This window comes from Sporolactobacillus terrae (genome assembly GCF_019930545.1).
In the GTDB taxonomy this organism is placed as follows: Bacteria; Bacillota; Bacilli; order Bacillales; family Sporolactobacillaceae; genus Sporolactobacillus; species Sporolactobacillus terrae.
In genome coordinates, this window is sequence record NZ_CP082837.1 from 1,466,390 (window position 1) to 1,487,090 (window position 20,701).

Consider the following 20,701-nt stretch of genomic DNA (forward strand, 5'->3'; position numbering starts at 1 on the left):
ACACTTTAAGTATTGAGGAGGAGGAAAAATATGACTACTATTCCACAAGTAACACTCAATGATGGATTGCTGCTTCCCGCTGTTGGTTTCGGTACATACAAGCTCAATGGCGCCGCAGGCATTAACTCAATCTTAAGCGCAATTGATACCGGTTACCGTTTGCTTGATTCAGCCTTTAATTACGAAAATGAAGGTGCGCTCGGTGAAGCGGTTCGAAGAAGCTCCGTTCCGCGCGAAGCATTGATCATTACCTCCAAGCTGCCCGGACGTCATCATAAATATGATGAAGCCATCACAACCATTCAAGAGTCATTGTTTCGAGCAGGTCTTGATTATTACGACCTTTATTTAATCCACTGGCCCAATCCAAGCAAAGATCTATACGTTGAGGCTTGGCAAGCGTTAATTGATGCCCAGAAGTGGGGATTAATCCGTTCAATCGGCGTTTGCAACTTTCTGCCGGAACACTTGGATCGTCTCATAAAGGAGACTGGAGTAACGCCAAGCGTAAATCAGGTTGAACTTCATCCTTACTTCTCTCAAGAAAAGCAGCGTGCCTATGACAAAGAACACGGCATCGTTACGGAATCATGGAGTCCACTTGGTCGTGCGAACAAACTGCTTCAGGATCCGGATATCAAACAGATTGCCGATGCCCATCAGAAAACGATCCCGCAGATTATTCTGCGTTGGCATGTTCAGTTAGGCGCTGTTCCAATTCCAAAGTCTTCAAAACCATCACGACAGCTTGACAACCTGTCTCTATTTGACTTTAAATTAAATGACGAAGAAATGCAGAAAATCGGACGGCTCAGTCATGCGGATGGCCGAACCTATAATCAGGATCCGGCAATATATGAAGAGTTTTAATGATATCCGATCAAACGACTTTCCGGGATATTCCAGCGGAGAGTCGTTTTTTTGTGGACTGCAAAAAAGCAGTGTTTTGAATTTTGTCACACTGATGTGTCTTTAAAAAAGGAAATCATTCGTTACATGACGAAATAAGAATATGTGTTCTTAAATAATCTCAATACCAATAAGGAGGTGGAGAATGCTTATGGTCAAATAAGTAACCCGCTTACAACTCCCAGCTCAATTTATTCATTTCGTCGACGCGTTTCTCGTTACTCACATTTCCTGCTTTACCCCCACTACATTTCACCCATCATAAAGGAGTCCTTCGCATGATTAAAACCTTTCATAAACTGATTCTCGCCTCTGAAAAAGCTTTCACCCTAATCGAAATGATGATCGTACTTTTTATTATTTCCATCCTGCTGCTTATCGCTGTACCGAACATGACCAAATCCAATGATGTCGTACAGGAAAAAAGTACGGAGGCAACGGTTCAATTGGTTCAAGGTCAAGTGGCTGCTTATCAAACCAATCACAATGGCGAACTTCCCGATAATTTAGAGGAACTTGTTCCTGAGTATGTCAGCAGCATCACCGCATCAAATGGCAAACCTCTTGTGTATAATGCAACGACCGGTGAAGTCCGGGCACCTGCGGATGAATGAGCCGCCACCGATGCATCAAGCATCATTATTGCAAAACACGAAAGGTTTCACCTTGATTGAGGTGCTGATCGCATTGTCTATCATCTGCATCATTGTTCCTTTGTCCTTTTTCTGTTTTTCTCGGCTCACTGATGAGCTCACAATCAGACATTTCGTTGAAGCGGTCAATGAAACCATTTACGACACGCAAATGGAGGCGATCGCTCGTGCCGATTTTGCTCAAATTGTTTTTTATGATGATTTTTACTATGTCTCAATTAATGGGCGGACCAAACGGATTCTGATGAATCCACGTATCGAGGTTCTGAGTGCAAACAAATCAATCAAGATTAATCAGCTCGGCCATTTTAGCAAAATTGATTCATTCTTTGTTAAACTTGGGCGCATCAGTTACAAATTCACCTTTCTACTTGGTCAGGGGAGGTTTTACTATCAGAAGGTTTCAGGATGAGCACGGTTTTATTTTCGCTGAAGCCATGATGGCTTTAAGTATACTTTCAATTCTCTTGATCGTTTCTATGCCCATTTTGGCGCATGTATACGACGAACGGCAGATCATCAAACAAAAGCATGAAGCCATCCGTATGCTTCAACACCAATTATTATTATGGCGCAGAAACGACAATGCTTCACTGAATGCAGAACAGGACACTGACTTTCAGTTCGAATGGATTGAAAGAAAGGAACATTCCGCTTATCTTTCGGTTCACTGGACTTATCGCGGACGCACCTATCGGCTAACCGGAGAAGCGTTACGATGAAAAAGCAAGCGGGGTTTACACTGCTCTCAACAATGCTTGCACTTACTGTGTTATTCGTCGTTCTCAGTCTAACGACTGCCCTTGTACAATTAATGAACCACCACTTTCAGCCTCGTCTTGACAGCCAAAAAGAAGTGCAACTTTTCTTCGCCCAAACAGCAAATGAACTCCATCAATCCACTTCTGTCCTAAACACATCGGATCATCAACGGTTAACGTTAATTCACAGTGAAGGGGTAATCAGTTATTCGTTTCTGTCACCAGGACGCATTGTCCGGCGTGTTAATGAACAAGGCTATGAAATTGTGCTTCAGCGTGTTGCAGGCGTCTCCTTCCAAACAACAGATGATGAACAGGTTTCCATTCATGTAACCGATCAGCAAGGACGGGACTTCTACTGGACGGATCGACTCTATTTAAGGAGTGATGCTGATGAAAAGCAAAGTGCTGAATAATCAACAAGGATTCATTCTTCCGTTGACAATGATTTTGTCGCTGGTTTTCATTGCCTTTATTTTTCACGCGCTTTTTCTGCTGCAAAGCGACCGTACCTTTTTTCAACATACACAGACGCACTTTTTTCTTCAACAGTTGCGTGAATGCGCGCTCAACGACTTCCAACAGAAATTAGAACAGGACGCTTTGCCGGATGAAGGAACATTTAACTATCATAACGGTACCGTTCAATACATTGTTACTGAAGATTCGGCATTTGTGACCATAAACTTCACCGTTCACTATGGTGATGAGCGGGAAATTGATCGAATCGTCTACGATAGGGAAAGCGGGAATCCGGTACGATGGCTGGAGCGGATCAGTTAATGCAATGCTTCATGAATCGTGTTTGACGGCATGCTTGAACCTCGGTTTGCGTTTATTCTGTCCACCATGTATCCAATTTCATTTTTATGGGCATACTGATCATAAAAAGCAAGAAGGTGCACGTACGCGATGAAGTCGGAAGAATACGTTCGCTTCTTAACCGAACAGTTTGTTCGCTACATGGAGACGCCGCGCGATCAAAGGAAGAAGGTGCGTCAGGAACAGAAAGCGAATCGCCCTCCGCTTCGCAATCTTCTCTTTGGTCAGATCCCCGATGCCATTGAAGACTATACGTCAAAAATGAGTAAACGCATAAAAAAGCATAAAAAATAACTCGGTGATTCGATGCCGAGTTATTTTTTATGACTGCTCTTGTTTTTCCATTGTAAAAGCGCGATAAGTCAGTTTCCCTTGGAACATCTGCAGGATTTGAATATGCTGAAGCCATACATCGAGCGCTTCTTCATCAAGCTTACTCGTGAAATGGTAAGAAGGCTGAGCATCCTGCTCATCTTGTCGCAGCTGATTTGTACGGTATGCTTGAATCTTAGTGAAACCGGCTTGTTTCCAAAGGGTGAGCCACTCTTTTTCAGTACGTACATCTTTTACACCATAAACCGTTTCAATGAGCTGCTTCTGTTGCTCATCCAACGCTTCTTCAATGGTCATCTCGACGGCAGCCATTCGTCCACCATTTTTCAGTACGCGAAAATATTCAGGGACAGAATGCGCTACATTGGTAAATGCAGTTACTGATTCAGAGAATACAGCATTGAAGCGCTCCGATTGAAACGGCAAGGCTTCTGCCGAGGCTTGAATGATCTTGGCTGTTCGTTGCCTATTCTTAAGCCTTGTTTTCGCATGTTCAACCATTAATGGATGCAGATCAATACCGGTTACCTCTGCCTTTAATTGATCCGAGAGGTACATGAGCGTTGCCCCTGTTCCGCAACCTACATCAAGCACCTTGTCTCCTGCTTTAATTTGTAATTGATGGACAAGCTGCTCCGTGAGCACATGTCCGCCTGGATGCGCATGATCAACTGCCAACTTTGCAAGAAAATCAAGATACCGATGATTACTCACTTCTTGCACGTCCCTTCGCTTTTGCTTCTCATGCTATCGTATGATCAGCAGTTGGGAACGTGCTCAGGTCAATCCCATCAAGAATGGATTCGCGATTCGTTCATGCCCGATTGTGGTCGAAGGTCCATGCCCGGGACAAACCACGGTTTCATCGGGCAAAAACAGCAGCTGTTCGCGAATACTCTCCAGCAATTGCACTTGATTGCCGCCATATTGATCGGTCCGTCCGATACTTTCGCGAAAAAGCGCGTCACCGCAAAACACGGTATGTTCTTGAGGAAAATAAAAGGAAACCCCTCCGGGTGAATGTCCCGGCGTCGGAAGAACCTTGAAAGAAAAAGATCCAATCGATAAATGTTCATTTCCTTCCAGTAAATGCTCAGCTGCGCCGGCAGTAACCGGCTGAGCCATCGCAAAATGGGCAGATCCGTTCTTTTCCGGATGATCCGGCCAGTCCGCTTCGTTCGTTTGGCCATAAGCCGGGACAGCCCATTCATCGCGAACAGCGTCTAATGCACCAATATGGTCAAAATGAGCGTGAGTCAATAGAACCGCTTGGGGAACTGCGCCGCTTTGTGCAATGATTTTTTTAATTTTATTAAACTCCTCACCCGGATCAATAATTAAACACATGTCGGAGCTATTATCGATCAAAATATAGCAATTTGCTTGTATCGGTCCAAATGGACAAACCGTCCATTTCAAGTCATACACCTCCCCATTCACTCAATCACTATACTGTTCTTATTTAACGGTTGCACGATTTATTTTCTTAATACAGAGCCATGCGGAACCAATCACGCCAGCGTCGTTACTGAGCTTCGCAATATCAATCGTACATGCATCAAAAACCCGAGGCAACGCAAACTGTTTAAAGGACTTGGTCAGCGGCTGAAGCAATGAATCCCCGGCATGGGAAACGCCTCCACCAATCACGATTTTCTCGGGGTTAAGGGTTACAGCGAGCGCGCCAAGCGCGAATCCAAGATAATAGGCCGCTTTTTCAGCAACGGTTACTGCCAACGGATCCTTCTTGGCTGCACAAGTAAAGACATCTTCAGAAGTGATATCGCCCTTGCCCTCAAAGATATCGCGTAAAATGCTTTCCGAGTCGTTATAGTCCAGTGCAGCTAAGGCAAGCCGTCGAATACCCGTAGCCGATGAAACCGTTTCAAGGCAGCCGGTCTTGCCGCAATTGCAGGATACACCTTCATCAGGGATTACCGTAATATGACCAATTTCTCCAGCCATTCCGCACGTACCATGAAGGATCTCTCCGTCACAAATGATGCCTCCGCCAACTCCGGTTCCTAGGGTGACACAAATCAGATTCTTTGCACCCTTGCCGGCGCCCAGCCACATTTCGCCGAGTGCAGCCATATTCGCATCATTATCAATAACAACCGGAAGACCAATCGCCTTTTCAAGCGCTTCTTTGAACGGATAGTTTTTCCAGCCTATATTCACCGCCTGGTAGATAAAACCGCTATCGACATCGATAAATCCCGGAGCTCCGACTCCAATCCCTCGAACCGTCGAACGCTCCAAATTGAATTGGGTCATTTTTTTCAAAACGCTTTCACTAATGTCCGCGGCTATATGTTTTCCATTATCAATCGTATTTGTGCCAATGGCCCACTTATCAATCATTTTGCCGTCATCATCAATCAACGCCATTTTTATCGTTGTGCCGCCTAAATCTACACCAATATTAATCATTCAATCACACCGCCTATTTATTAGGATCATCTTTTTTATTTTCACAAAAAAAAATCCTTTTGCCAATCACCCAATTAAGGAATTTTTCTTTGAGAGCTGAATTCTTCATCACTTTGACATATCTTTGTGAAAACCTGATCATCTTTGCGCAGAACCGTGAATAGGATAAAACATTGAGACTTGTCCGGAGGTTTTTAAAGATGCACAAAAAAAAAGCTCTCGTACTCCCACTGCTCATCACAATAACAACAATTTTCACCTTACTTGTCTTCCCATTCTTATTATCGGATCGTCCTACGATCACTTATTTCCCCGGTCATGAACGTATCCGCTTTCTAAAAACGGAAACACAATTACGAAGCGACCTAGATGCAGAAACCCTGCAACTTGATACCTTCGCTCGTACACAGGAAAAGAACAATTTAATGCAGAATTTTTCTTTATTGTATCGCAATAATCAGCTCGTTTCCACCCTAAATCATTGGGAAAAAAATACGGCGGCGTTGTCTTCAATAAAAAAAACCGGTCTGGAATCCGGTTTCTACGAAGGTCTTACGGTTCACCAAGCAGAACTTCACCTGGATGAATCGATCTATGGAAGGGAACGCTATTCTCAAGATCAACTTATGGTTCTAAAACAGAATGATTCTTATAGCGCGTTTCGCCAACCGAGAAATCGTCAAGAAGCACTCGCACTTGCCGACTATAATCGTCGAGTGGAACAGCAAAGGACCCAGCTTTTGCAGCAAGCAGCGCAAAACGATCACATTCGGATTGCCGATTATCGTGTTATCCCTTTAAATGAACTGACAGATGAAACCTTAACGAAGGTCTTTCCCTTTAACGAAGCAAAGGCAGAGCGCATTGCCGGCCAGCTTTGGGAAGGACTTTACAAAAACTATGTACGCGGCATTCAGCTCACTCAGGAGCAAGGGGTACAAGCAATTGGGAGTACCCTGCCGCTGCTGCTGATTGCGCCTGACCACATGCTGATCGTGATTCGCGCACAGTCTGGCCAAATCGTCCTGCTTCGTCAAAATTTTTCTTAATCAACTTTAAAATTGATCGTCTTTGATACGGCGAAACATGATGACATGCCCTACAATTAAGACGGCAAGTTCAAAGAGCACACGTCTTCGCTTCATTAGAAAAAAAGTGGTGAGTATCAAAAGCAGCGTTTCAATAATCGTGTTTCTCTTTGTCAAAACAAGCACCCCATCCTCTCATTGATCTGCGTTTAGTGTGGCTTTCGCGCAGAATTTTCATTCGTCAAGGATGGATAGCCTGCTGGGAACATGAAATAGCGATGATCGTTATTACTTGACTTGATAACAGCCGCGTTCTGTAATGAGCCATCCGACCTGCTGATCATGAGGTTCAACCGGAAGTTGTTCATTGAACTGCTGCTCAAGCAATAATGAAGCCGTTATTCCTTTGAATCCCGCTAGAAAACGGTCATAATAACCGCCGCCATAGCCGATCCGGTACCCCTTATGATTGAATACGACACCGGGCACAATAAGCAAATCAATCGTATCAGTGGCTTGTTTCTGTGTTTTTTTCGGATCTGGTTCCATTAATCCGTAGAAGCTAGACTCAAGCTGGCTAAATGTATCCAATCCATAAAAGGTCATACTGTGCGCTTTGGGATTGCATTTTGGCACAACAATTCGTTTATTCTCTGTCCAGGCCCTTGTGATGATCGCCATCGTTTCCACTTCTCGGCCAACGGATAGGGTAATTCCGATCACCTGAGCATCCTGCCAAATTGCGGTATCAAAAAGATGTTCTCTAATCTGCTTGCACTTCTCTGTAAACACATCGTCATCTAATGTTTCCATAGCCATAGCATGGAGTATTTGATTGCGCAAATTCTTTTTTTGACTCTTCATAATTTCCTCCATATCTTGATGTCTATTCTGTGATGTTTCGTAACGATTGTTCTGTTTCTGTCGGTAACCTTACAGGGGCTGTTTTCGTCCAACTTTATAGCTATACAAAAAACCGCAAAAAACCCATAAAAGGTCTTTCGCGGTTTTTTTAAAGCAAAACTTACTTTGTTTCGCGATAAAGCACGTATTTCCTCAGTTTTGGGCTGTATTTCTTCAGCTCAAGACGTTCCGGATTTTTTTGCTTATTTTTCGTTGTGATATAATCGCGATCACCGGTTTCGGTATTTTCCAAAATAACCTTTACACGCATATTTATCCCTCCATTACTTGACTACTCATCGTGTTCATAAAAACATACACCTAATCTTAACAAAAATACTATGGTGCTTCAACCTTTAATTCGATTCAATCGCAATATCTATTTTTTGCCAATAGAAATCCCCAATTTTTTCTATTTATTTTACAAACTTCTTTCTTTTTCGTCGAAATTCTTCCGTAACAATAGGAGATATGATATAAATAAAAATGAAGTCATGTGGCTGTTTCACCACATGCGCCTCAGACAATGGTGAGGGGGGTAATGAATTGGGGTTAATCATCTTGATACTCATGATTGTGGGGTTGGTCGCTTTAGCTGTGTCTTACTTTAAACAAGACAGCATCAAGCAAGTTGAAGGGCAGCTAGAGGAAAATTCAATAACCATGATGCAAGAACTGTACAAGGTCAAGAAAAAAATTCGTGTACTCGAAGAAGAAATTATGCTCGGGGACCAAGATCATTCTAAAGGGTGAATGCAGTGACAAATAATGGAATCCGCGGTTTTGCCGCCGGCATTTTGCTTTCTTGTGCCGTCTTTGCTTTCTTTTATTATTTGATTTTCAATCATGGAGAGCAGGCAGCAACCAAGCAGGTTGTGAAGCAAACGCCATTGACGGAAGCAACCGTTAATCAATACCTTGCCAGCAACCACCGTAAAGCGATCGATCTTGATGCGTATAACCAGTGGCAGAACGATACTCAAAAAGCTACGGAAAAAGCCGGCAGCGAGCAGAAATCAGACAGTGACAACAGCAAGAAAGAAAGTTCTTCCGACTCGGACAAGAACAAAAAGACAACCTACAAACTACATATCAAAAGCGGTATGACTCCTGGCGATATTTCTCAAGAACTTGTTGCGGCGAAAATTCTAAAAGCAGACAAACGAAGCGATTTTGACGCATATCTCAAGAAAAACAAGTTAGAGAAATATGTGCAGCTTGGAAGCTTCAACGTTTCTAGTGATATGTCGATCGCAAAACTCGCTCAAGTCATTACAAAAAATCATACAAACTAATTTTATCGTATCAAAAACCCAAGCAGTGGTTGCTGCTTGGGTTTTCTCATGTATTAACAGAAAGCCTCGTCACCGCTCGTAAATCCAAGGCCGGGATGGTGATCAAATCGGACCACCCCGACAGCAGCCTTCCCTCTTACTGCTGCAGAGATTTTCCCTACGCCTTCATTTCCGAATCCGCCGCATAATTCAATGCATTTAATGCCTTCATCAGCCAGCGCCACAGCTGCATTCACCGCTTCTTCATAATTTTGTACGCCAACCACTTTAAGATTGATTACCGGTGTTTTAATCTGAGCCTGCGCTTGTGCTGTATTGATTTCCGGTCCGATAAAAAGAAATGCTGCTTTTACTTCTGCCATCTCTCCCACCCTCTCCTTCTTTTAACGGATTACACAATTCAGCATAACATAAATGTATGCGATTACAATGCGGTTAAATCGTTTCGATTTATAACTCTTATCAATAAAAAAAAGCCTTTGCGGCTGTATACAGCAAAGGCTTTTTTGATGTGAGCTTCGTTTCGGCACTGATGGTATTTACTTGCTCGTGTAGTGGTAAAACTTATCATATTCCTTATACATTTCAAGCGCAATTTCTTGGTTTTGATGACCGTTGCGCACGCGCGGAACAACGACCGCAATAGCAACCTGCGGATCGTCATACGGCGCGTAGGAGACAAGCGTTTCATTATACAGGCTGTGGTCTTTGCGATCAATCTGCGCGGTACCGGTTTTTGCTGCGACTTTATATTTCTCGCCTTGAGTTCTGAACACACTGCCTGTGCCGTTCGCCCCATGGGTCACGAGATAGAGCCCATGCTGAACACGTGCTAAATCGCGCTTATTATTGCCAATTGTATTCAGCACTTTCGGTGTAAACTGATCGATTGTTTTTCCCAACTGGTCGCCATCTTTCCCAGGTTCATGAACCGACTCAAGTAGATGCGGCTGCATCCGGTAGCCGCCGTTGGCAATGGTCGAGATGTATTGCACCATTTCAAGCGGCGTATAGGTATCATACTGGCCAATGGAAAACTGATGGATCAGCCCTGGATTATCCGGCATGCCGCCATTGAATCCAGTACCTTCTTTAGGCAAATCAATGCCCGTTTTCACACCCATGCCAAACTGACTGTAGCCGTTTCTCAGATCATTAAACGCTTTTTGAAACCTCGGCGTATCTACCGACGGAAAGCGTGCGTTATAGTAGCTGCCGGCTGAACTTAAATGGATACCGGCCATGTTTGAAACAATTGCCCCCATAAATACGTTCGAGGAAAACTGCAAGGCTGTTTCAGGCGTTTGCGCGCCTAACCCACCCGGTTCCCATGAGGAGAAACTTCCCTTGCCTCCGGGATATTTAATCGTTTTATCATAAAAATGTTCGGGAACCGCGTTGTGTTGAAAGCCAATTAGTTCCGTTGCGCCCTTAACCGCGGATCCCATTTCAAACTGGGAAGTAATGACATCACTGGATACATCTTTGAATTTGCCATTGACATATTTTTTACCGCCAATGGCTAAAACCGCGCCTGTTTTCGGATTCATCATCACGGCATAGGCGCTGTCATTTTGCCCGTTTCCCCCGATTGACCGTGCAGATATTATTTTTTGTTCCAGAACTTGATCAAGTTTCTTTTGCAAGCGAATGTCAATGGTAAGCCGCAGATCATCCCCACGTGTCCCATCTTTAATCTGCGGATTGCCAACCGGAAGTCCTTTTTCGGTCTTATAGGTCAAGGTCATTGGTACACCACGTAAATAATTTTCATACTGTTGCTCTAAATAACTGGTTCCTACTTCGGTATTGCGGCTGTATCCTTGTGCCAAATAAGCATTAAGCTTATCTTCCGGTATATCGCCTGTTTTACCAACATAAAAGGGTTTGTTTTTAATATATTCTCTTGAAGAGACATCGGCAGTCTGGATTGATCCGTCAAACTCATTCAAGTGATCGACAACATTGATGTATTCTTTGTCGTCAACGTTCAATCCTCGTTTAATAATGTAGGGATTTAAATTGGATGCTTGATTAAAGGCATGCTGAATCGCCATGATCTGAACATCCTTTGCAGAGTAACCGGTTAATTCCGACTTTGGAATCTTCGAGAGCAACAGCTTGTACGCCTGAATTGGTTTCTTTTCATACTTTTTCTGCTCTGCTGCAGTCAGGTATTTAGCATACGCATCCTTCGGATCGTTGAACTTTGTCAACACATAATATTCCCTTTTATCACGATCGGAAATTTTTTTAATTGCCGTATTATCCATGGTTAAGTACTGAGACAGCTTCTTTGCATAGTTTAAAGCTTCCTGCGCACTGATCCCCGCATTGCGAATAAAAACGATCGCAAGTTCTGCTTTATTGTCGGCAAGCGTCACACCATTCCTATCGAGAATTCTGCCCCGTGCAGAATCGACGTGCGCAGCCTGTGTCTTATTTTTATTTACAGCATTACGATAATCTTCACCTTTGACGATCTGAACGTAGCCGAGCCTCAAGATTAAGCCGGCAAAAGCGACAAAGACAACCAAAAATAATAGATTCAATCTCATCGGCAAATTATTTTTTGTTCCCTTATTTTTCACTGTTTGTTGCGCCACTTTTTCCCCTCCTAGGACAATGCTTTCATCACCCAAACATATCTATTCGTTAGCCGTTTTTCATTTAAGCGCAGCGGTATTGATGATCATTGACTCAAAGCCAACACGAACGCATTGTGATACAACTTGAACTCTTTATCATTTTAAGTTCGTACCATCTTTCTGTCAAAACGCAACGTGTGCAGAACTTGCGCAAAATGATTTGATTTTCTTTGCTTTTCATTGACGATCGGAACATAATAAAACACCCGGAAGTGCCTTTAAATGGCTACTTCCGAGTGTTTGCAAAATGGTAAATATTATGTACCAACGGAGGAAGAGGGATTCGAACCCCCGCGAGCCGTGAAGCCCCTGTCGGTTTTCAAGACCGATCCCTTCAGCCAAACTTGGGTATTCCTCCATGATAAGTGGTGGACCCTGTAGGACTCGAACCTACAACCGGACGGTTATGAGCCGTCAGCTCTAACCAATTGAGCTAAGGGTCCACGGGCGGTTAGTGGGGATCGAACCCACGCATGCCGGAACCACAATCCGGTGTGTTAACCACTTCACCATAACCGCCAGGTTAGTGAAATGAAGTAAAAAAATAGCGGCGGGGGGGATCGAACCCTCGACCTCACGGGTATGAACCGTACGCTCTAGCCAGCTGAGCTACACCGCCATGGCTCCACAGGTAGGATTCGAACCTACGACCGATCGGTTAACAGCCGATTGCTCTACCACTGAGCTACTGTGGAATAAAACCAGAACAGGAACTAATTTATCACATGCGTCAAGGCTTGTCAACATCTTTTTTAACAGGTCAACGTCTGTCCTAACGACAAGAAATAATATACCATATCTGGTTGTTAATGACAATATCTTTTTTTGAATTTGATTTGGGAAATTTTATTGAGTGATTCACTGGTTTGAACGTCTGCAAAAAATGCGCATGCTGTACAAGCCATACTTCCCCTACCCTCAGCGGCTATTCCTTCGCTAAAGACGGAAAATTGACTTGTTGTGCGTTGGCGAATCAAAAAATACGGGCCTGTCAAAAGAGCGCCGTATTTAATTCATTTCGTTCAATTGGTCGACAAAAATGCGTGTTCCGTCCACAGAGATGACTTTTATCGGCACCCCTTTTTCAAGGTAGATTCCATCGGTGATTGCACTATAGTTCTTCCCGTCAATCTTTACCGTTCCTACCGGTCGAAACGGCGTAATCGTTCGTCCTTCCTTACCGACTAATTGACGATAATCATCATTGATGGAGTTATAGCCTTGTTCAGACGATAGTCGATCATGGAGCATCAATTTATTTAGATAATCACGCTGTGGGATTATTTTGCGAAAAAACCATGAAGCGCATGCACCAATGACAAAAGCAATGCTCACAAGCAGACCGTAAATCAATGACGGCGTCGGCAGTGCGCAGCCAAGAAGCATCAGAATAAAACCCAAAGCACCAATAATACCGGTTGTAAACAACTTGCCGTCGATAATAATCAACAGCAGGCCGCCAACAAGCAGCAAAAAGATCCACGACGAAGATTGTTCGGTAAGAAAGTGTAAAAAGTAATAAATAAACAAACCGCTCCCAGTCAGTGCCAGCAAGCCTTTCGCTTTTACAAGCAATTCTGCAAATAAAAAGCAGGAAGCCAGCAATATAACAATAAATCCTCCTGCAGGATAAGCAAGTATCATCATGTTCCCCCTCTATAATCAAAATGCCGCTTTCATTGCTCCACAAGTTGAAGCGGATGGCATCCACATCATTTTCTATCTATAAACATTAAACCATACAACCGCAGCTTAGGGAACGATACTAAGAAAAATCACTATCTATTTAAAAAAACCGGCATATTTTCATAGATTCATGCATATAAATGAAAGGGACGCCTTTCTAGAAAATTTAGGAGTAAGAATGGAGAATGAATCATGAAAAAACGATTCTTTACAATTCTTTTCATTTTGGCCTGCTGGACAAGTTATTCGGATCTGACTTCAGGATCACTTCCAGCCGGACAAGCCTCCGCGACGCAACCTTCAATAAAGGAATCTCGGCAGTCGCGCCCTGTTGAAAAAGCAGCGATTAATTTTCAACGCATCACGGTTGAACCCGGTGATACACTGCTTTCCATTACTGAGCGCATGAATGAGCAGCAACCCTCCATTGAACAAGTGCTCAAGGACTTTTCCATCCTGAATCCTTCTGCCGATCCGAATCATCTGCAAATCGGCAACACCTATGCTTTCCCTTATTATCATAAAAAAGCAAATTGAGTTTCGCGGGCACTGCCTTCATGATCAAGGTTAGACGATCATTTCTTCATACAGATTCGGCGAATTCATGATATACTGACTTTAACTGAAAGATTATCTAGTCATTCATTTTACGAAGGAGCGAATCGCTCGTGTCTGAACTTACACACCGCACGAAAACCAGAAAAGTCAAAGTTGGCAATCTAACCATTGGCGGTTCTAATGAAGTGATCATACAGAGTATGACAACAACGAAGACAAGAGATGTTGCCTCAACCGTTAAACAAATTCATCGGCTTGAGGAAGCAGGTTGTCAACTCGTTCGGGTGGCTTGTCCGACCATGGAGGATGCCCTTGCCATTCCGGAAATCAAAAAACAAATCAAAATTCCGCTTGTAGTGGATATTCACTTCAACTACAAACTTGCATTGAAAGCCATTGAAGGCGGCGCCGATAAAATTCGAATCAATCCAGGAAATATTGGAAAACAGGAAAATGTTGAAGCCGTCGTTCGAGCAGCTAAAGAAAAGCATATCCCAATCCGAATTGGTGTCAATGCCGGCTCGCTGGAACGGCACATTCTTGAAAAGTACGGTTATCCAACAGCAGACGGTATGGTCGAGAGCGCTTTGCACCACATTAAGATTCTTGAAGATCTTGATTTTCATGACATCATCGTTTCACTGAAGGCGTCAAATATCCATTTAGCTGTTGAAGCTTATGAGAAAGCCGCACGGACTTTTGATTACCCGCTTCATCTGGGGATCACAGAATCCGGTACTCTTTTTTCCGGAACGATTAAAAGTGCGGCTGGCTTAGGCATTTTACTTAATAAAGGCATTGGCAACACAATGCGCATTTCTCTTTCTGCCGATCCTGTTGAAGAAGTGAAAGTGTGCCGTGAACTGCTTAAAAGTTTCGGTCTCACGAACGCGGCAACGCTCGTATCGTGTCCAACATGCGGCCGTATCCAAATCGATCTGATCAAAGTTGCGAACGAAGTTGAACAGTATATTTCCAAAATCAATGCACCAATTAAAGTGTCCGTGTTAGGTTGCGCCGTAAATGGCCCCGGAGAAGCCCGTGAGGCTGATATCGGCATCGCCGGCGGTCGCGGCGAAGGTCTTCTGTTCCGGCATGGCGAAGTTATTCGAAAGGTTCCCGAAGACCGAATGGTTGACGAATTAAAAAGTGAAATCGATAAACTTGCGGATGAATACTTTGCAAAGAAAAAAGAGAAACAAGAAAAAATTAACATCTGATTGCGCATCCATTGAGCGCTCATCTAAATTAGATGCACAAAAACCGCCAAGCATCCAGTATGGAACTGTGTTTGGCGGTTTTTCATGCTTTATATGGGCCCCTCAGACGCCAGATTTGATGAATCATAACCATAAATTCGAAAATGGTTAAAATAGTGAGCACCACAAATCCCTGCATGAGATATGGCTTTAGAGCGGTCTGAATCGTTTGGCTGGCCAGCAAGCCCGAGTTAACTTCAATAAAATACGCGGCTGTTGCCACACCGAAGATAAATAAAAGGAAATAAAGAACAAAATGAGAACGTGTTTGCCCCGTCTCCGCACGATATTGATTCGCCCAACCATCTTGCTTGGTAATTTTTATCTTTGCCAACCATACATTAATATGGATACCAATCGTGATCCACAAATAAATTTCAGGACTTATCAGCAAGGCTGCAAGCACCACATCGATGAACCGGCTGTTTGGGGTTTTTAGGGTTAAAATCAGATTCAAGATTGAAGCAGCAATGATCGGCGTGATCCAAATCCAATTCCAGTAAAACTGTTCGGTAAGCACTGAGAGCCCAACCAAAACAACAAATAAGCAGCGAATCAGCAGATTGATGAACAGACCGCTCTCTTGAATCCACAGGCGACGTGCATATTTCGTGCTCAAGCCATCCTGCAACATGTAGTCTGTGGTCCCGGAAACCCATTTATTTCGCTGGCTCGAATACGTATGAAGTGTTTTCATACTGTCCACATAGCAGCGGGCGTGCTTGCTGATCAGGCAGACCCATCCGCAAGCTCTAATGTATTGCGTAAGCAGCAGATCCTCGGTATCCGACTTATCATCGTAGAGTCCATTCAGCTTATAGCATTCGCTTACCTCTTTGGCTGCCTTAGGTCGAAAGATACTGCACTGCCCACCGGCGATTTCCGCAAAGTGGCCGGCGTATTTTTGTTTCATTGTCCACTGCGCAAATTCACGATTTTGCTGCGCGACCCACCATCGATTCAGCGGGGTGCCATACTTTCCTTGTCGAAGCAGGCGTTCACGATTCGGATCATTTCTTAAGTGCCTACGTGCACTCTCCGGCACAAGACATGTATAATTTGCAGAAACCGCCCCAATCTTATGGTTTTGACTGAGCTCACTCCACAATATTCGAATACAGTCTTTATCAAGATAGACATCTGCATCGATGCCGACAAACGCTACAATACTCTCTGCATATTTCTTTTGAAGCCCCCCTATATCTTGGTGGACAGGATCAATTGGATTCCCCCAGAACAATTGATACAGCTGGTTTAACGCACCGACTTTACGTTGCTTGTTGTCCACGGTGCGGAGGAGGAAAACCGTTAAGTGATAGCGCGCATTACACTGCATGATGATTTTTTCTGTATTATCGGTGCAGTTGTCCAGTGCAATATAAATATCCATCTCCAATCCTTTAGGAATCGATTGCTCCGATAAACTTTTCAATACATCCGCTATCGAATCCTCCTCATTGTGTGCAGGGATCATTACCGCAATCCTTGGTGAAAATTGCCCCATACTAAAGAGTCGATTGTTTACCGCATCATCATACGTAATTAAACGAGTCTCCACTATTTGTTTTTTCCTTTCTTTTTTTCTTTGTCCGAGCTGACGATTATTTGTATGACCCCTACGCGATGATTATGACTAATGTCTCAGCAAATAAGAATCAATTGACCCCCTAGTCTTTGAATTGAAAAAAGCATTTAGGCTGCCCACGAGCATCATATAAATAAAAAAAAGACCGGAACAGATCCGATCTTTAGCCTTGTATGATTTTTTTAAAATTTCACGCGTCAATCCATTCGCTTATTTCAGCTACAGACTTGCGTTCTGGTACTTTCGGAACAACGCCTTCTTCCGGATAGCCAACATATACGAAGCCCATAACCCGTCCTTTTTCAGAAACGCCAAATACTTTTTTCGCTTCGTCCGTATATGCTGCACCCCCTGTACGCCAAATACTTCCTAGTCCCAGCTCATGCGCTGCAAGCATCAGATTTTCAACCGCACAGGCCGTAGCCGCTACATCCTCAATCGCAACTGCACGCGGATTGTCACTTGGCTCCATTGTTACAACTATGATAACCGGGGCGCGTTTCGCACTTGCAATCCCTTTTTCATAGGCTGCGTTCAATGTTTCTTGATCTGCATGCTTAAGCGTTTTTTGATTTTCTTTTCCATAAACAGCACCGAGTTTGTTGCGTCCTTCTCCAGTAAGCACAATAAAATGCCACGGCTCTGTATTCATATGGTTTGGCGCGCGTCTCGCCGCATCCAAAATTTGCTCAATAAGTTCTCTTGACGGTTCTTTATCGGATACTTTACGTACGGATCGTCTTGTACGAATTGCTTTGATTGTCTCCATGCACACTCATTCCTTTACACAGTTTTCGTATTATGTCGATTAAAGTGTAACATGTATCACATGATTATCTCTAGAAATATGCTTTTACAACAAAAGAACCTTTACTAAAGTAAAGGTTCTTTTGTAGCATTACCAAAACAGCGGCGAAAGTAATTGAATCAACACAGCCAAACAACCGATACCGATGGCCCAGCCACCCAAAGTGCGGGCGCCTTGTCGAAGTGCAATATAACCAATAATGATCCCAGCGATGCCCAGAACGATCGGCAAGAAAAATAATGCGATCACGGAACAGATTAGTCCGAGCCAGCCAATTCCCTTGCCGCCTTCCATGACACGTCGGTCACCATGATCCCGATCTGCTTCTGGATCGTATTGATCGGCAGCCAATTCTCGCGCATACTCCTCATTGTTGTATGCATTTTGCTTATCGTACAATGAGTCTGTTTTGTGATTATGATAATGATCCTTATCAGCCATAATGACCCCTCGCTTTCATTTTAGGATCATATATAGTGTGACTCAGAACGATCATTTTCACAGATGCATTTATTGGAAATTATACTGCAGGAGAAACAAACGGAAGATAGAAGCTGACGGTTGTTCCTTTTCTTGGTACGCTGCTGACACAAAACGTTCCGCGATGTTCCGCAATGATTTTCTTGCACAAAGAAATCCCAATGCCTGTCCCTTTCGATTTCGTGGTGTAAAGCGGCTGACCTAAGCGTTTTAGCACCTCGCGATCCATACCGGGACCATTATCGATCAACGAGAAGCGATAGCCGCGATCTTCAACACTGCCACGAAGTATGATTTTATTTTCATTATTTTTTATCTCAAACGCTTCCATCGCATTTCGCAGCAAATTAATCACGACTTGTTTTACTTTGTCTAGATCAACATTGCAATGGTTCTCGGTATAAGCAATGTCATAATCAAAAGCAACGTGATTAACCGTGCACTCAGCTGACAGTAATGCGACGAGCTGTTTGCACAGTTCATTTGGGTTCATCTTCTTATACGTACATTTTCGAAGCGACATGGTTAAAAAGTTATCCAAAATGGTATGCATCCGCTCAATTTCAGATAAAATCACCGGATGATACTTCTCGTATTCTTTCGTATAGTTGCTAAGCTGGAGAAATCCTTTAATAATCGTAAGTGGATTCCTTAATTCATGTACAAATTCTCCTGTCAACCGTGCCAAAATCTGTGTATGGAAACCGACAAGAATAATTTTTCCGTTCTTTGTGAAACCATTATATAAAGTGCCCAGACCAAGTTCATTTAACTGATCATGCAACAGAGCCGTAACAATATCATCGCTTTCTTTAATTGCATTTAAAAAGTTCTGCGCTTCATCAACATATAAATCCGAAAAAAATTTCAGAAAATCATGCCCAAATCGCTCGACAAATGCTTGTCCTTTTTTATTGCATTCTAAAATATGCCCTGAAAGATCAATGCAAAAACGAAATTCTAAAGAAAGCTGCTCTTCAAATTGTTCCTTTTCGGTAACGGTTAGAAAGGATTCTCGGTAAATAATGGTTATCACTCCTCTTGCATTAGTAACAACTTTTTCACCATTTCCCCAATACTTATCTTTCTTTATCTCTTTTTCTCTAAAGTGTTCCTAATGCTTTTCATTATACTTTAATCAGTCGGTTTGCGACACTTTTATTGGCAATTATTGTTAGACAAGTTCCGACATTTTTCAGAATTGTCTCGAATAAACCGCTGTCATTTTTTTCTGTCACCGATCATAACTTAATCATTGCGTGCATTCTATATCGATTGGAGTGGGTTTCTTGAATCCGATCATCGAACAATTGGTGATTCAGAAAATGAACCATTTAACAGCTGAAGAATTATATCAATACGCCGTTCAATTCAAGATCCAGGTCACAAAACAACAAGCTGCAAGTGTGGCCGGCCGTGTACGTCATCAAAACATCAATCCGTTTCAGCCGAGCGGTCAGGCGGCCCTTCGACGAATCTTGGATGAGGAAATTGGTGAGGACTTAGCCGAACATTTAGAGAAACAGTTTGAGCAGCTCGCAAAGAACCTCTGATCTGAACGAATAGAAAAGCCGGAATCCGTTTGGACCCGGCTTTTGTTCTTCCCTTATTGTTTATGAGCCTGTTTCGATATCATGGATCAGCTGCTCATTAAATTTCTGCTTTTTCAGCATATCGATTTCATACTTATAAGGCGGTTTCTTACTTTTTTTATCCGCGCCTACATAAGGCGTCTCGAGAATTTTCGGCAGTGTGTCCAGCTGCGGATGATGCACAATATCGTTGAGTGCTTGAAAACCGATGGTTCCAAGACCGATGTTTTCGTGACGATCCTTTTTTGCGCCTTGCGGATTCTTGCTGTCATTGACATGTACGACTTTAATTCGGTCAACACCAATGAGATGATCAAACGTTTCAAGTACACCGTCAAAGTCTTCAGCTACAGAATAGCCTGCATCATTTGTGTGACAGGTGTCGAAACAAATCGATAATTTTTCGTTCAACTGCACCCCATCGATTATTTTTGCCAGATGTTCAAAACGGAATCCGCATTCGCTGCCCTTTCCAGCCATCGTCTCCAAAGCAATCTGAACTTTATCCCGGGCTTCGAGCACTTCGTTTAAGCCCTCAATGATCTTAGCGATTCCTGCATCGACGCCTGCGCCGACATGAGCCCCAGGATGAAGGACAATTTGTTTCGCACCAATTGCTTCTGCGCGATCAATTTCTTTTCTTAGAAAGGATACACCAAGCGCAAACGTTTCCGGCTTTACTGTGTTTGCTATGTTTATAATATAAGGCGCATGAACCACAACCTCTTCAATGCCGTGCTCCTTCATATGCGCGCGTCCCGCTTCAATATTCAATTTTTCAATCGGTTTTCTCACTGTGTTTTGCGGCGCCCCGGTATAGATCATGATTACATTTTCTCCAAATGATACGGCTTCTTCACTTGAGCCGAGCAGCATTTTCGCACCGGACATGTGAACATGAGAACCTATTTTAAGCACAGACAACCCCTCCTCTTCTTCGCTATTTTA

27 protein-coding genes and 5 tRNA genes are annotated in these 20,701 nt (G+C 43.3%); 13 read left to right on the plus strand and 19 right to left on the minus strand.

Features of this window, described 5'->3' with window-relative positions; all coding sequences use genetic code 11:
- The first annotated feature begins 30 nt into the window (after positions 1–30).
- The 7 genes from K7399_RS06905 (at position 31) to K7399_RS06935 (ending at position 3,439) form a co-directional block, all read left to right on the plus strand.
- Positions 31–870, plus strand: coding sequence for an aldo/keto reductase (locus tag K7399_RS06905; protein ID WP_028977435.1), 840 nt, complete (start codon positions 31–33; stop codon positions 868–870).
- A gap of 317 nt (positions 871–1,187) precedes the next feature.
- The gene (gene comGC, locus K7399_RS06910; protein WP_028977434.1) at positions 1,188–1,523 is read left to right on the plus strand and encodes a competence type IV pilus major pilin ComGC; all 336 of its coding nucleotides are present in this window, start codon (positions 1,188–1,190) and stop codon (positions 1,521–1,523) included.
- A gap of 10 nt (positions 1,524–1,533) precedes the next feature.
- Positions 1,534–1,974 (plus strand): competence type IV pilus minor pilin ComGD, encoded by a 441-nt coding sequence (gene comGD, locus K7399_RS06915; protein WP_160168726.1) that lies wholly within the window; start codon positions 1,534–1,536, stop codon positions 1,972–1,974.
- Between the two features lie 25 nt (positions 1,975–1,999).
- Positions 2,000–2,284: a hypothetical protein gene (locus tag K7399_RS06920; protein WP_028977432.1), complete on the plus strand. Its 285-nt coding sequence runs from the start codon at positions 2,000–2,002 to the stop codon at positions 2,282–2,284.
- Positions 2,281–2,739: a competence type IV pilus minor pilin ComGF gene (gene comGF / locus K7399_RS06925; protein ID WP_051577984.1), complete on the plus strand. Its 459-nt coding sequence runs from the start codon at positions 2,281–2,283 to the stop codon at positions 2,737–2,739. The genes K7399_RS06920 and comGF overlap by 4 nt, the downstream gene beginning before the upstream one ends.
- On the plus strand, positions 2,717–3,106 hold the full coding sequence (gene comGG, locus K7399_RS06930) for a competence type IV pilus minor pilin ComGG (RefSeq protein WP_028977431.1): 390 nt from the start codon (positions 2,717–2,719) through the stop codon (positions 3,104–3,106). The genes comGF and comGG overlap by 23 nt, the downstream gene beginning before the upstream one ends.
- Before the next feature lie 129 nt (positions 3,107–3,235).
- Positions 3,236–3,439 (plus strand): YqzE family protein, encoded by a 204-nt coding sequence (locus tag K7399_RS06935; protein ID WP_028977430.1) that lies wholly within the window; start codon positions 3,236–3,238, stop codon positions 3,437–3,439.
- Positions 3,440–3,466: 27 nt separating this feature from the next.
- Here K7399_RS06935 and K7399_RS06940 read toward each other — a convergent pair whose 3' ends face one another.
- The 3 genes from K7399_RS06940 to K7399_RS06950 all read right to left on the minus strand — a co-directional run bounded on the left by K7399_RS06940 (position 3,467) and on the right by K7399_RS06950 (position 5,911).
- Complete coding sequence (locus K7399_RS06940; protein WP_028977429.1) at positions 3,467–4,192, minus strand: class I SAM-dependent methyltransferase; 726 nt, start codon at positions 4,190–4,192, stop codon at positions 3,467–3,469.
- Between the two features lie 63 nt (positions 4,193–4,255).
- A complete protein-coding gene (locus tag K7399_RS06945) occupies positions 4,256–4,897 on the minus strand; it encodes an MBL fold metallo-hydrolase (RefSeq protein WP_028977428.1) in 642 nt (213 codons plus the stop codon).
- Positions 4,898–4,936: 39 nt separating this feature from the next.
- Entirely contained in the window at positions 4,937–5,911 is a 975-nt protein-coding gene (locus tag K7399_RS06950) for an ROK family glucokinase (protein WP_028977427.1), read from the minus strand.
- 200 nt (positions 5,912–6,111) lie between these two features.
- On the opposite strand from K7399_RS06950, the gene K7399_RS06955 reads away from it, so the two are divergent.
- The gene (locus tag K7399_RS06955) at positions 6,112–6,960 is read left to right on the plus strand and encodes a hypothetical protein (protein ID WP_028977426.1); all 849 of its coding nucleotides are present in this window, start codon (positions 6,112–6,114) and stop codon (positions 6,958–6,960) included.
- Positions 6,961–6,966: 6 nt separating this feature from the next.
- On the opposite strand, the gene K7399_RS06960 is transcribed toward K7399_RS06955, so the two are convergent.
- The 3 genes from K7399_RS06960 to rpmG form a co-directional block, all read right to left on the minus strand.
- Entirely contained in the window at positions 6,967–7,116 is a 150-nt protein-coding gene (locus tag K7399_RS06960) for a hypothetical protein (RefSeq protein ID WP_156031509.1), read from the minus strand.
- Positions 7,117–7,227: 111 nt separating this feature from the next.
- Entirely contained in the window at positions 7,228–7,803 is a 576-nt protein-coding gene (locus tag K7399_RS06965; protein WP_028977425.1) for a 5-formyltetrahydrofolate cyclo-ligase, read from the minus strand.
- Positions 7,804–7,963: 160 nt separating this feature from the next.
- Entirely contained in the window at positions 7,964–8,113 is a 150-nt protein-coding gene (rpmG, locus tag K7399_RS06970) for a 50S ribosomal protein L33 (protein WP_010025034.1), read from the minus strand.
- Between the two features lie 275 nt (positions 8,114–8,388).
- Here rpmG and K7399_RS06975 point away from each other — a divergent pair, with 275 nt between their 5' ends.
- Complete coding sequence (locus tag K7399_RS06975; protein WP_028977424.1) at positions 8,389–8,595, plus strand: hypothetical protein; 207 nt, start codon at positions 8,389–8,391, stop codon at positions 8,593–8,595.
- Between the two features lie 5 nt (positions 8,596–8,600).
- The gene (locus K7399_RS06980; RefSeq protein WP_028977423.1) at positions 8,601–9,137 is read left to right on the plus strand and encodes a hypothetical protein; all 537 of its coding nucleotides are present in this window, start codon (positions 8,601–8,603) and stop codon (positions 9,135–9,137) included.
- A gap of 53 nt (positions 9,138–9,190) precedes the next feature.
- Here the strand turns inward: K7399_RS06980 and K7399_RS06985 are convergent, their stop codons facing one another.
- The 8 genes from K7399_RS06985 to K7399_RS07020 form a co-directional block, all read right to left on the minus strand.
- Complete coding sequence (locus tag K7399_RS06985; RefSeq protein WP_028977422.1) at positions 9,191–9,499, minus strand: DUF6506 family protein; 309 nt, start codon at positions 9,497–9,499, stop codon at positions 9,191–9,193.
- Between the two features lie 177 nt (positions 9,500–9,676).
- Positions 9,677–11,743: a peptidoglycan D,D-transpeptidase FtsI family protein gene (locus tag K7399_RS06990; protein WP_028977421.1), complete on the minus strand. Its 2,067-nt coding sequence runs from the start codon at positions 11,741–11,743 to the stop codon at positions 9,677–9,679.
- Between the two features lie 310 nt (positions 11,744–12,053).
- Positions 12,054–12,143 (minus strand) — tRNA-Ser (locus K7399_RS06995).
- A gap of 8 nt (positions 12,144–12,151) precedes the next feature.
- Positions 12,152–12,228, minus strand: a tRNA-Ile gene (locus K7399_RS07000).
- A 3-nt stretch (positions 12,229–12,231) separates the two neighbouring features.
- Positions 12,232–12,304 (minus strand) — tRNA-His (locus tag K7399_RS07005).
- 26 nt (positions 12,305–12,330) lie between these two features.
- Positions 12,331–12,404: transfer RNA gene (locus K7399_RS07010), tRNA-Met, on the minus strand.
- Between the two features lies 1 nt (position 12,405).
- Positions 12,406–12,480: transfer RNA gene (locus K7399_RS07015), tRNA-Asn, on the minus strand.
- 313 nt (positions 12,481–12,793) lie between these two features.
- The gene (locus K7399_RS07020; protein ID WP_028977244.1) at positions 12,794–13,432 is read right to left on the minus strand and encodes an NfeD family protein; all 639 of its coding nucleotides are present in this window, start codon (positions 13,430–13,432) and stop codon (positions 12,794–12,796) included.
- Between the two features lie 231 nt (positions 13,433–13,663).
- Between K7399_RS07020 and K7399_RS07025 the strand changes: the two genes are divergently transcribed.
- Positions 13,664–14,008: a LysM peptidoglycan-binding domain-containing protein gene (locus K7399_RS07025; RefSeq protein ID WP_028977245.1), complete on the plus strand. Its 345-nt coding sequence runs from the start codon at positions 13,664–13,666 to the stop codon at positions 14,006–14,008.
- Between the two features lie 131 nt (positions 14,009–14,139).
- Complete coding sequence (gene ispG, locus K7399_RS07030; protein WP_028977246.1) at positions 14,140–15,249, plus strand: flavodoxin-dependent (E)-4-hydroxy-3-methylbut-2-enyl-diphosphate synthase; 1,110 nt, start codon at positions 14,140–14,142, stop codon at positions 15,247–15,249.
- A gap of 82 nt (positions 15,250–15,331) precedes the next feature.
- On the opposite strand, the gene K7399_RS07035 is transcribed toward ispG, so the two are convergent.
- From K7399_RS07035 to K7399_RS07050, 4 genes are all read right to left on the minus strand, one after another.
- The gene (locus tag K7399_RS07035) at positions 15,332–16,846 is read right to left on the minus strand and encodes a glycosyltransferase family 2 protein (protein WP_037581929.1); all 1,515 of its coding nucleotides are present in this window, start codon (positions 16,844–16,846) and stop codon (positions 15,332–15,334) included.
- A gap of 217 nt (positions 16,847–17,063) precedes the next feature.
- Positions 17,064–17,642, minus strand: coding sequence for a nitroreductase family protein (locus K7399_RS07040; RefSeq protein ID WP_028977248.1), 579 nt, complete (start codon positions 17,640–17,642; stop codon positions 17,064–17,066).
- 129 nt (positions 17,643–17,771) lie between these two features.
- Positions 17,772–18,122, minus strand: a complete 351-nt coding sequence (locus tag K7399_RS07045; RefSeq protein WP_028977249.1) for a hypothetical protein — start codon at positions 18,120–18,122, stop codon at positions 17,772–17,774.
- A gap of 79 nt (positions 18,123–18,201) precedes the next feature.
- On the minus strand, positions 18,202–19,197 hold the full coding sequence (locus K7399_RS07050; protein WP_128166758.1) for a sensor histidine kinase: 996 nt from the start codon (positions 19,195–19,197) through the stop codon (positions 18,202–18,204).
- A 253-nt stretch (positions 19,198–19,450) separates the two neighbouring features.
- On the opposite strand from K7399_RS07050, the gene K7399_RS07055 reads away from it, so the two are divergent.
- On the plus strand, positions 19,451–19,714 hold the full coding sequence (locus K7399_RS07055) for a DUF2624 domain-containing protein (protein ID WP_028977251.1): 264 nt from the start codon (positions 19,451–19,453) through the stop codon (positions 19,712–19,714).
- A gap of 60 nt (positions 19,715–19,774) precedes the next feature.
- On the opposite strand, the gene K7399_RS07060 is transcribed toward K7399_RS07055, so the two are convergent.
- Positions 19,775–20,671: a deoxyribonuclease IV gene (locus tag K7399_RS07060; RefSeq protein WP_028977252.1), complete on the minus strand. Its 897-nt coding sequence runs from the start codon at positions 20,669–20,671 to the stop codon at positions 19,775–19,777.
- Between the last annotated feature and the right edge of the window lie 30 nt (positions 20,672–20,701).

What these genes read in the sequence shown, in the direction of transcription:
- K7399_RS06905 (WP_028977435.1), top strand. Translation starts at nt 31, where the DNA reads ATGACTACTATTCCACAAGTAACACTCAATGATGGATTGCTGCTTCCC.
- comGC (WP_028977434.1), top strand. Translation starts at nt 1,188, where the DNA reads ATGATTAAAACCTTTCATAAACTGATTCTCGCCTCTGAAAAAGCTTTC.
- comGD (WP_160168726.1), top strand. Translation starts at nt 1,534, where the DNA reads ATGCATCAAGCATCATTATTGCAAAACACGAAAGGTTTCACCTTGATT.
- K7399_RS06920 (WP_028977432.1), top strand. Translation starts at nt 2,000, where the DNA reads ATGATGGCTTTAAGTATACTTTCAATTCTCTTGATCGTTTCTATGCCC.
- comGF (WP_051577984.1), top strand. Translation starts at nt 2,281, where the DNA reads ATGAAAAAGCAAGCGGGGTTTACACTGCTCTCAACAATGCTTGCACTT.
- comGG (WP_028977431.1), top strand. Translation starts at nt 2,717, where the DNA reads ATGAAAAGCAAAGTGCTGAATAATCAACAAGGATTCATTCTTCCGTTG.
- K7399_RS06935 (WP_028977430.1), top strand. Translation starts at nt 3,236, where the DNA reads ATGAAGTCGGAAGAATACGTTCGCTTCTTAACCGAACAGTTTGTTCGC.
- K7399_RS06950 (WP_028977427.1), bottom strand. Translation starts at nt 5,911, where the DNA reads ATGATTAATATTGGTGTAGATTTAGGCGGCACAACGATAAAAATGGCG.
- K7399_RS06955 (WP_028977426.1), top strand. Translation starts at nt 6,112, where the DNA reads ATGCACAAAAAAAAAGCTCTCGTACTCCCACTGCTCATCACAATAACA.
- K7399_RS06965 (WP_028977425.1), bottom strand. Translation starts at nt 7,803, where the DNA reads ATGAAGAGTCAAAAAAAGAATTTGCGCAATCAAATACTCCATGCTATG.
- rpmG (WP_010025034.1), bottom strand. Translation starts at nt 8,113, where the DNA reads ATGCGTGTAAAGGTTATTTTGGAAAATACCGAAACCGGTGATCGCGAT.
- K7399_RS06985 (WP_028977422.1), bottom strand. Translation starts at nt 9,499, where the DNA reads ATGGCAGAAGTAAAAGCAGCATTTCTTTTTATCGGACCGGAAATCAAT.
- K7399_RS07020 (WP_028977244.1), bottom strand. Translation starts at nt 13,432, where the DNA reads ATGATGATACTTGCTTATCCTGCAGGAGGATTTATTGTTATATTGCTG.
- K7399_RS07025 (WP_028977245.1), top strand. Translation starts at nt 13,664, where the DNA reads ATGAAAAAACGATTCTTTACAATTCTTTTCATTTTGGCCTGCTGGACA.
- K7399_RS07040 (WP_028977248.1), bottom strand. Translation starts at nt 17,642, where the DNA reads ATGGAGACAATCAAAGCAATTCGTACAAGACGATCCGTACGTAAAGTA.
- K7399_RS07045 (WP_028977249.1), bottom strand. Translation starts at nt 18,122, where the DNA reads ATGGCTGATAAGGATCATTATCATAATCACAAAACAGACTCATTGTAC.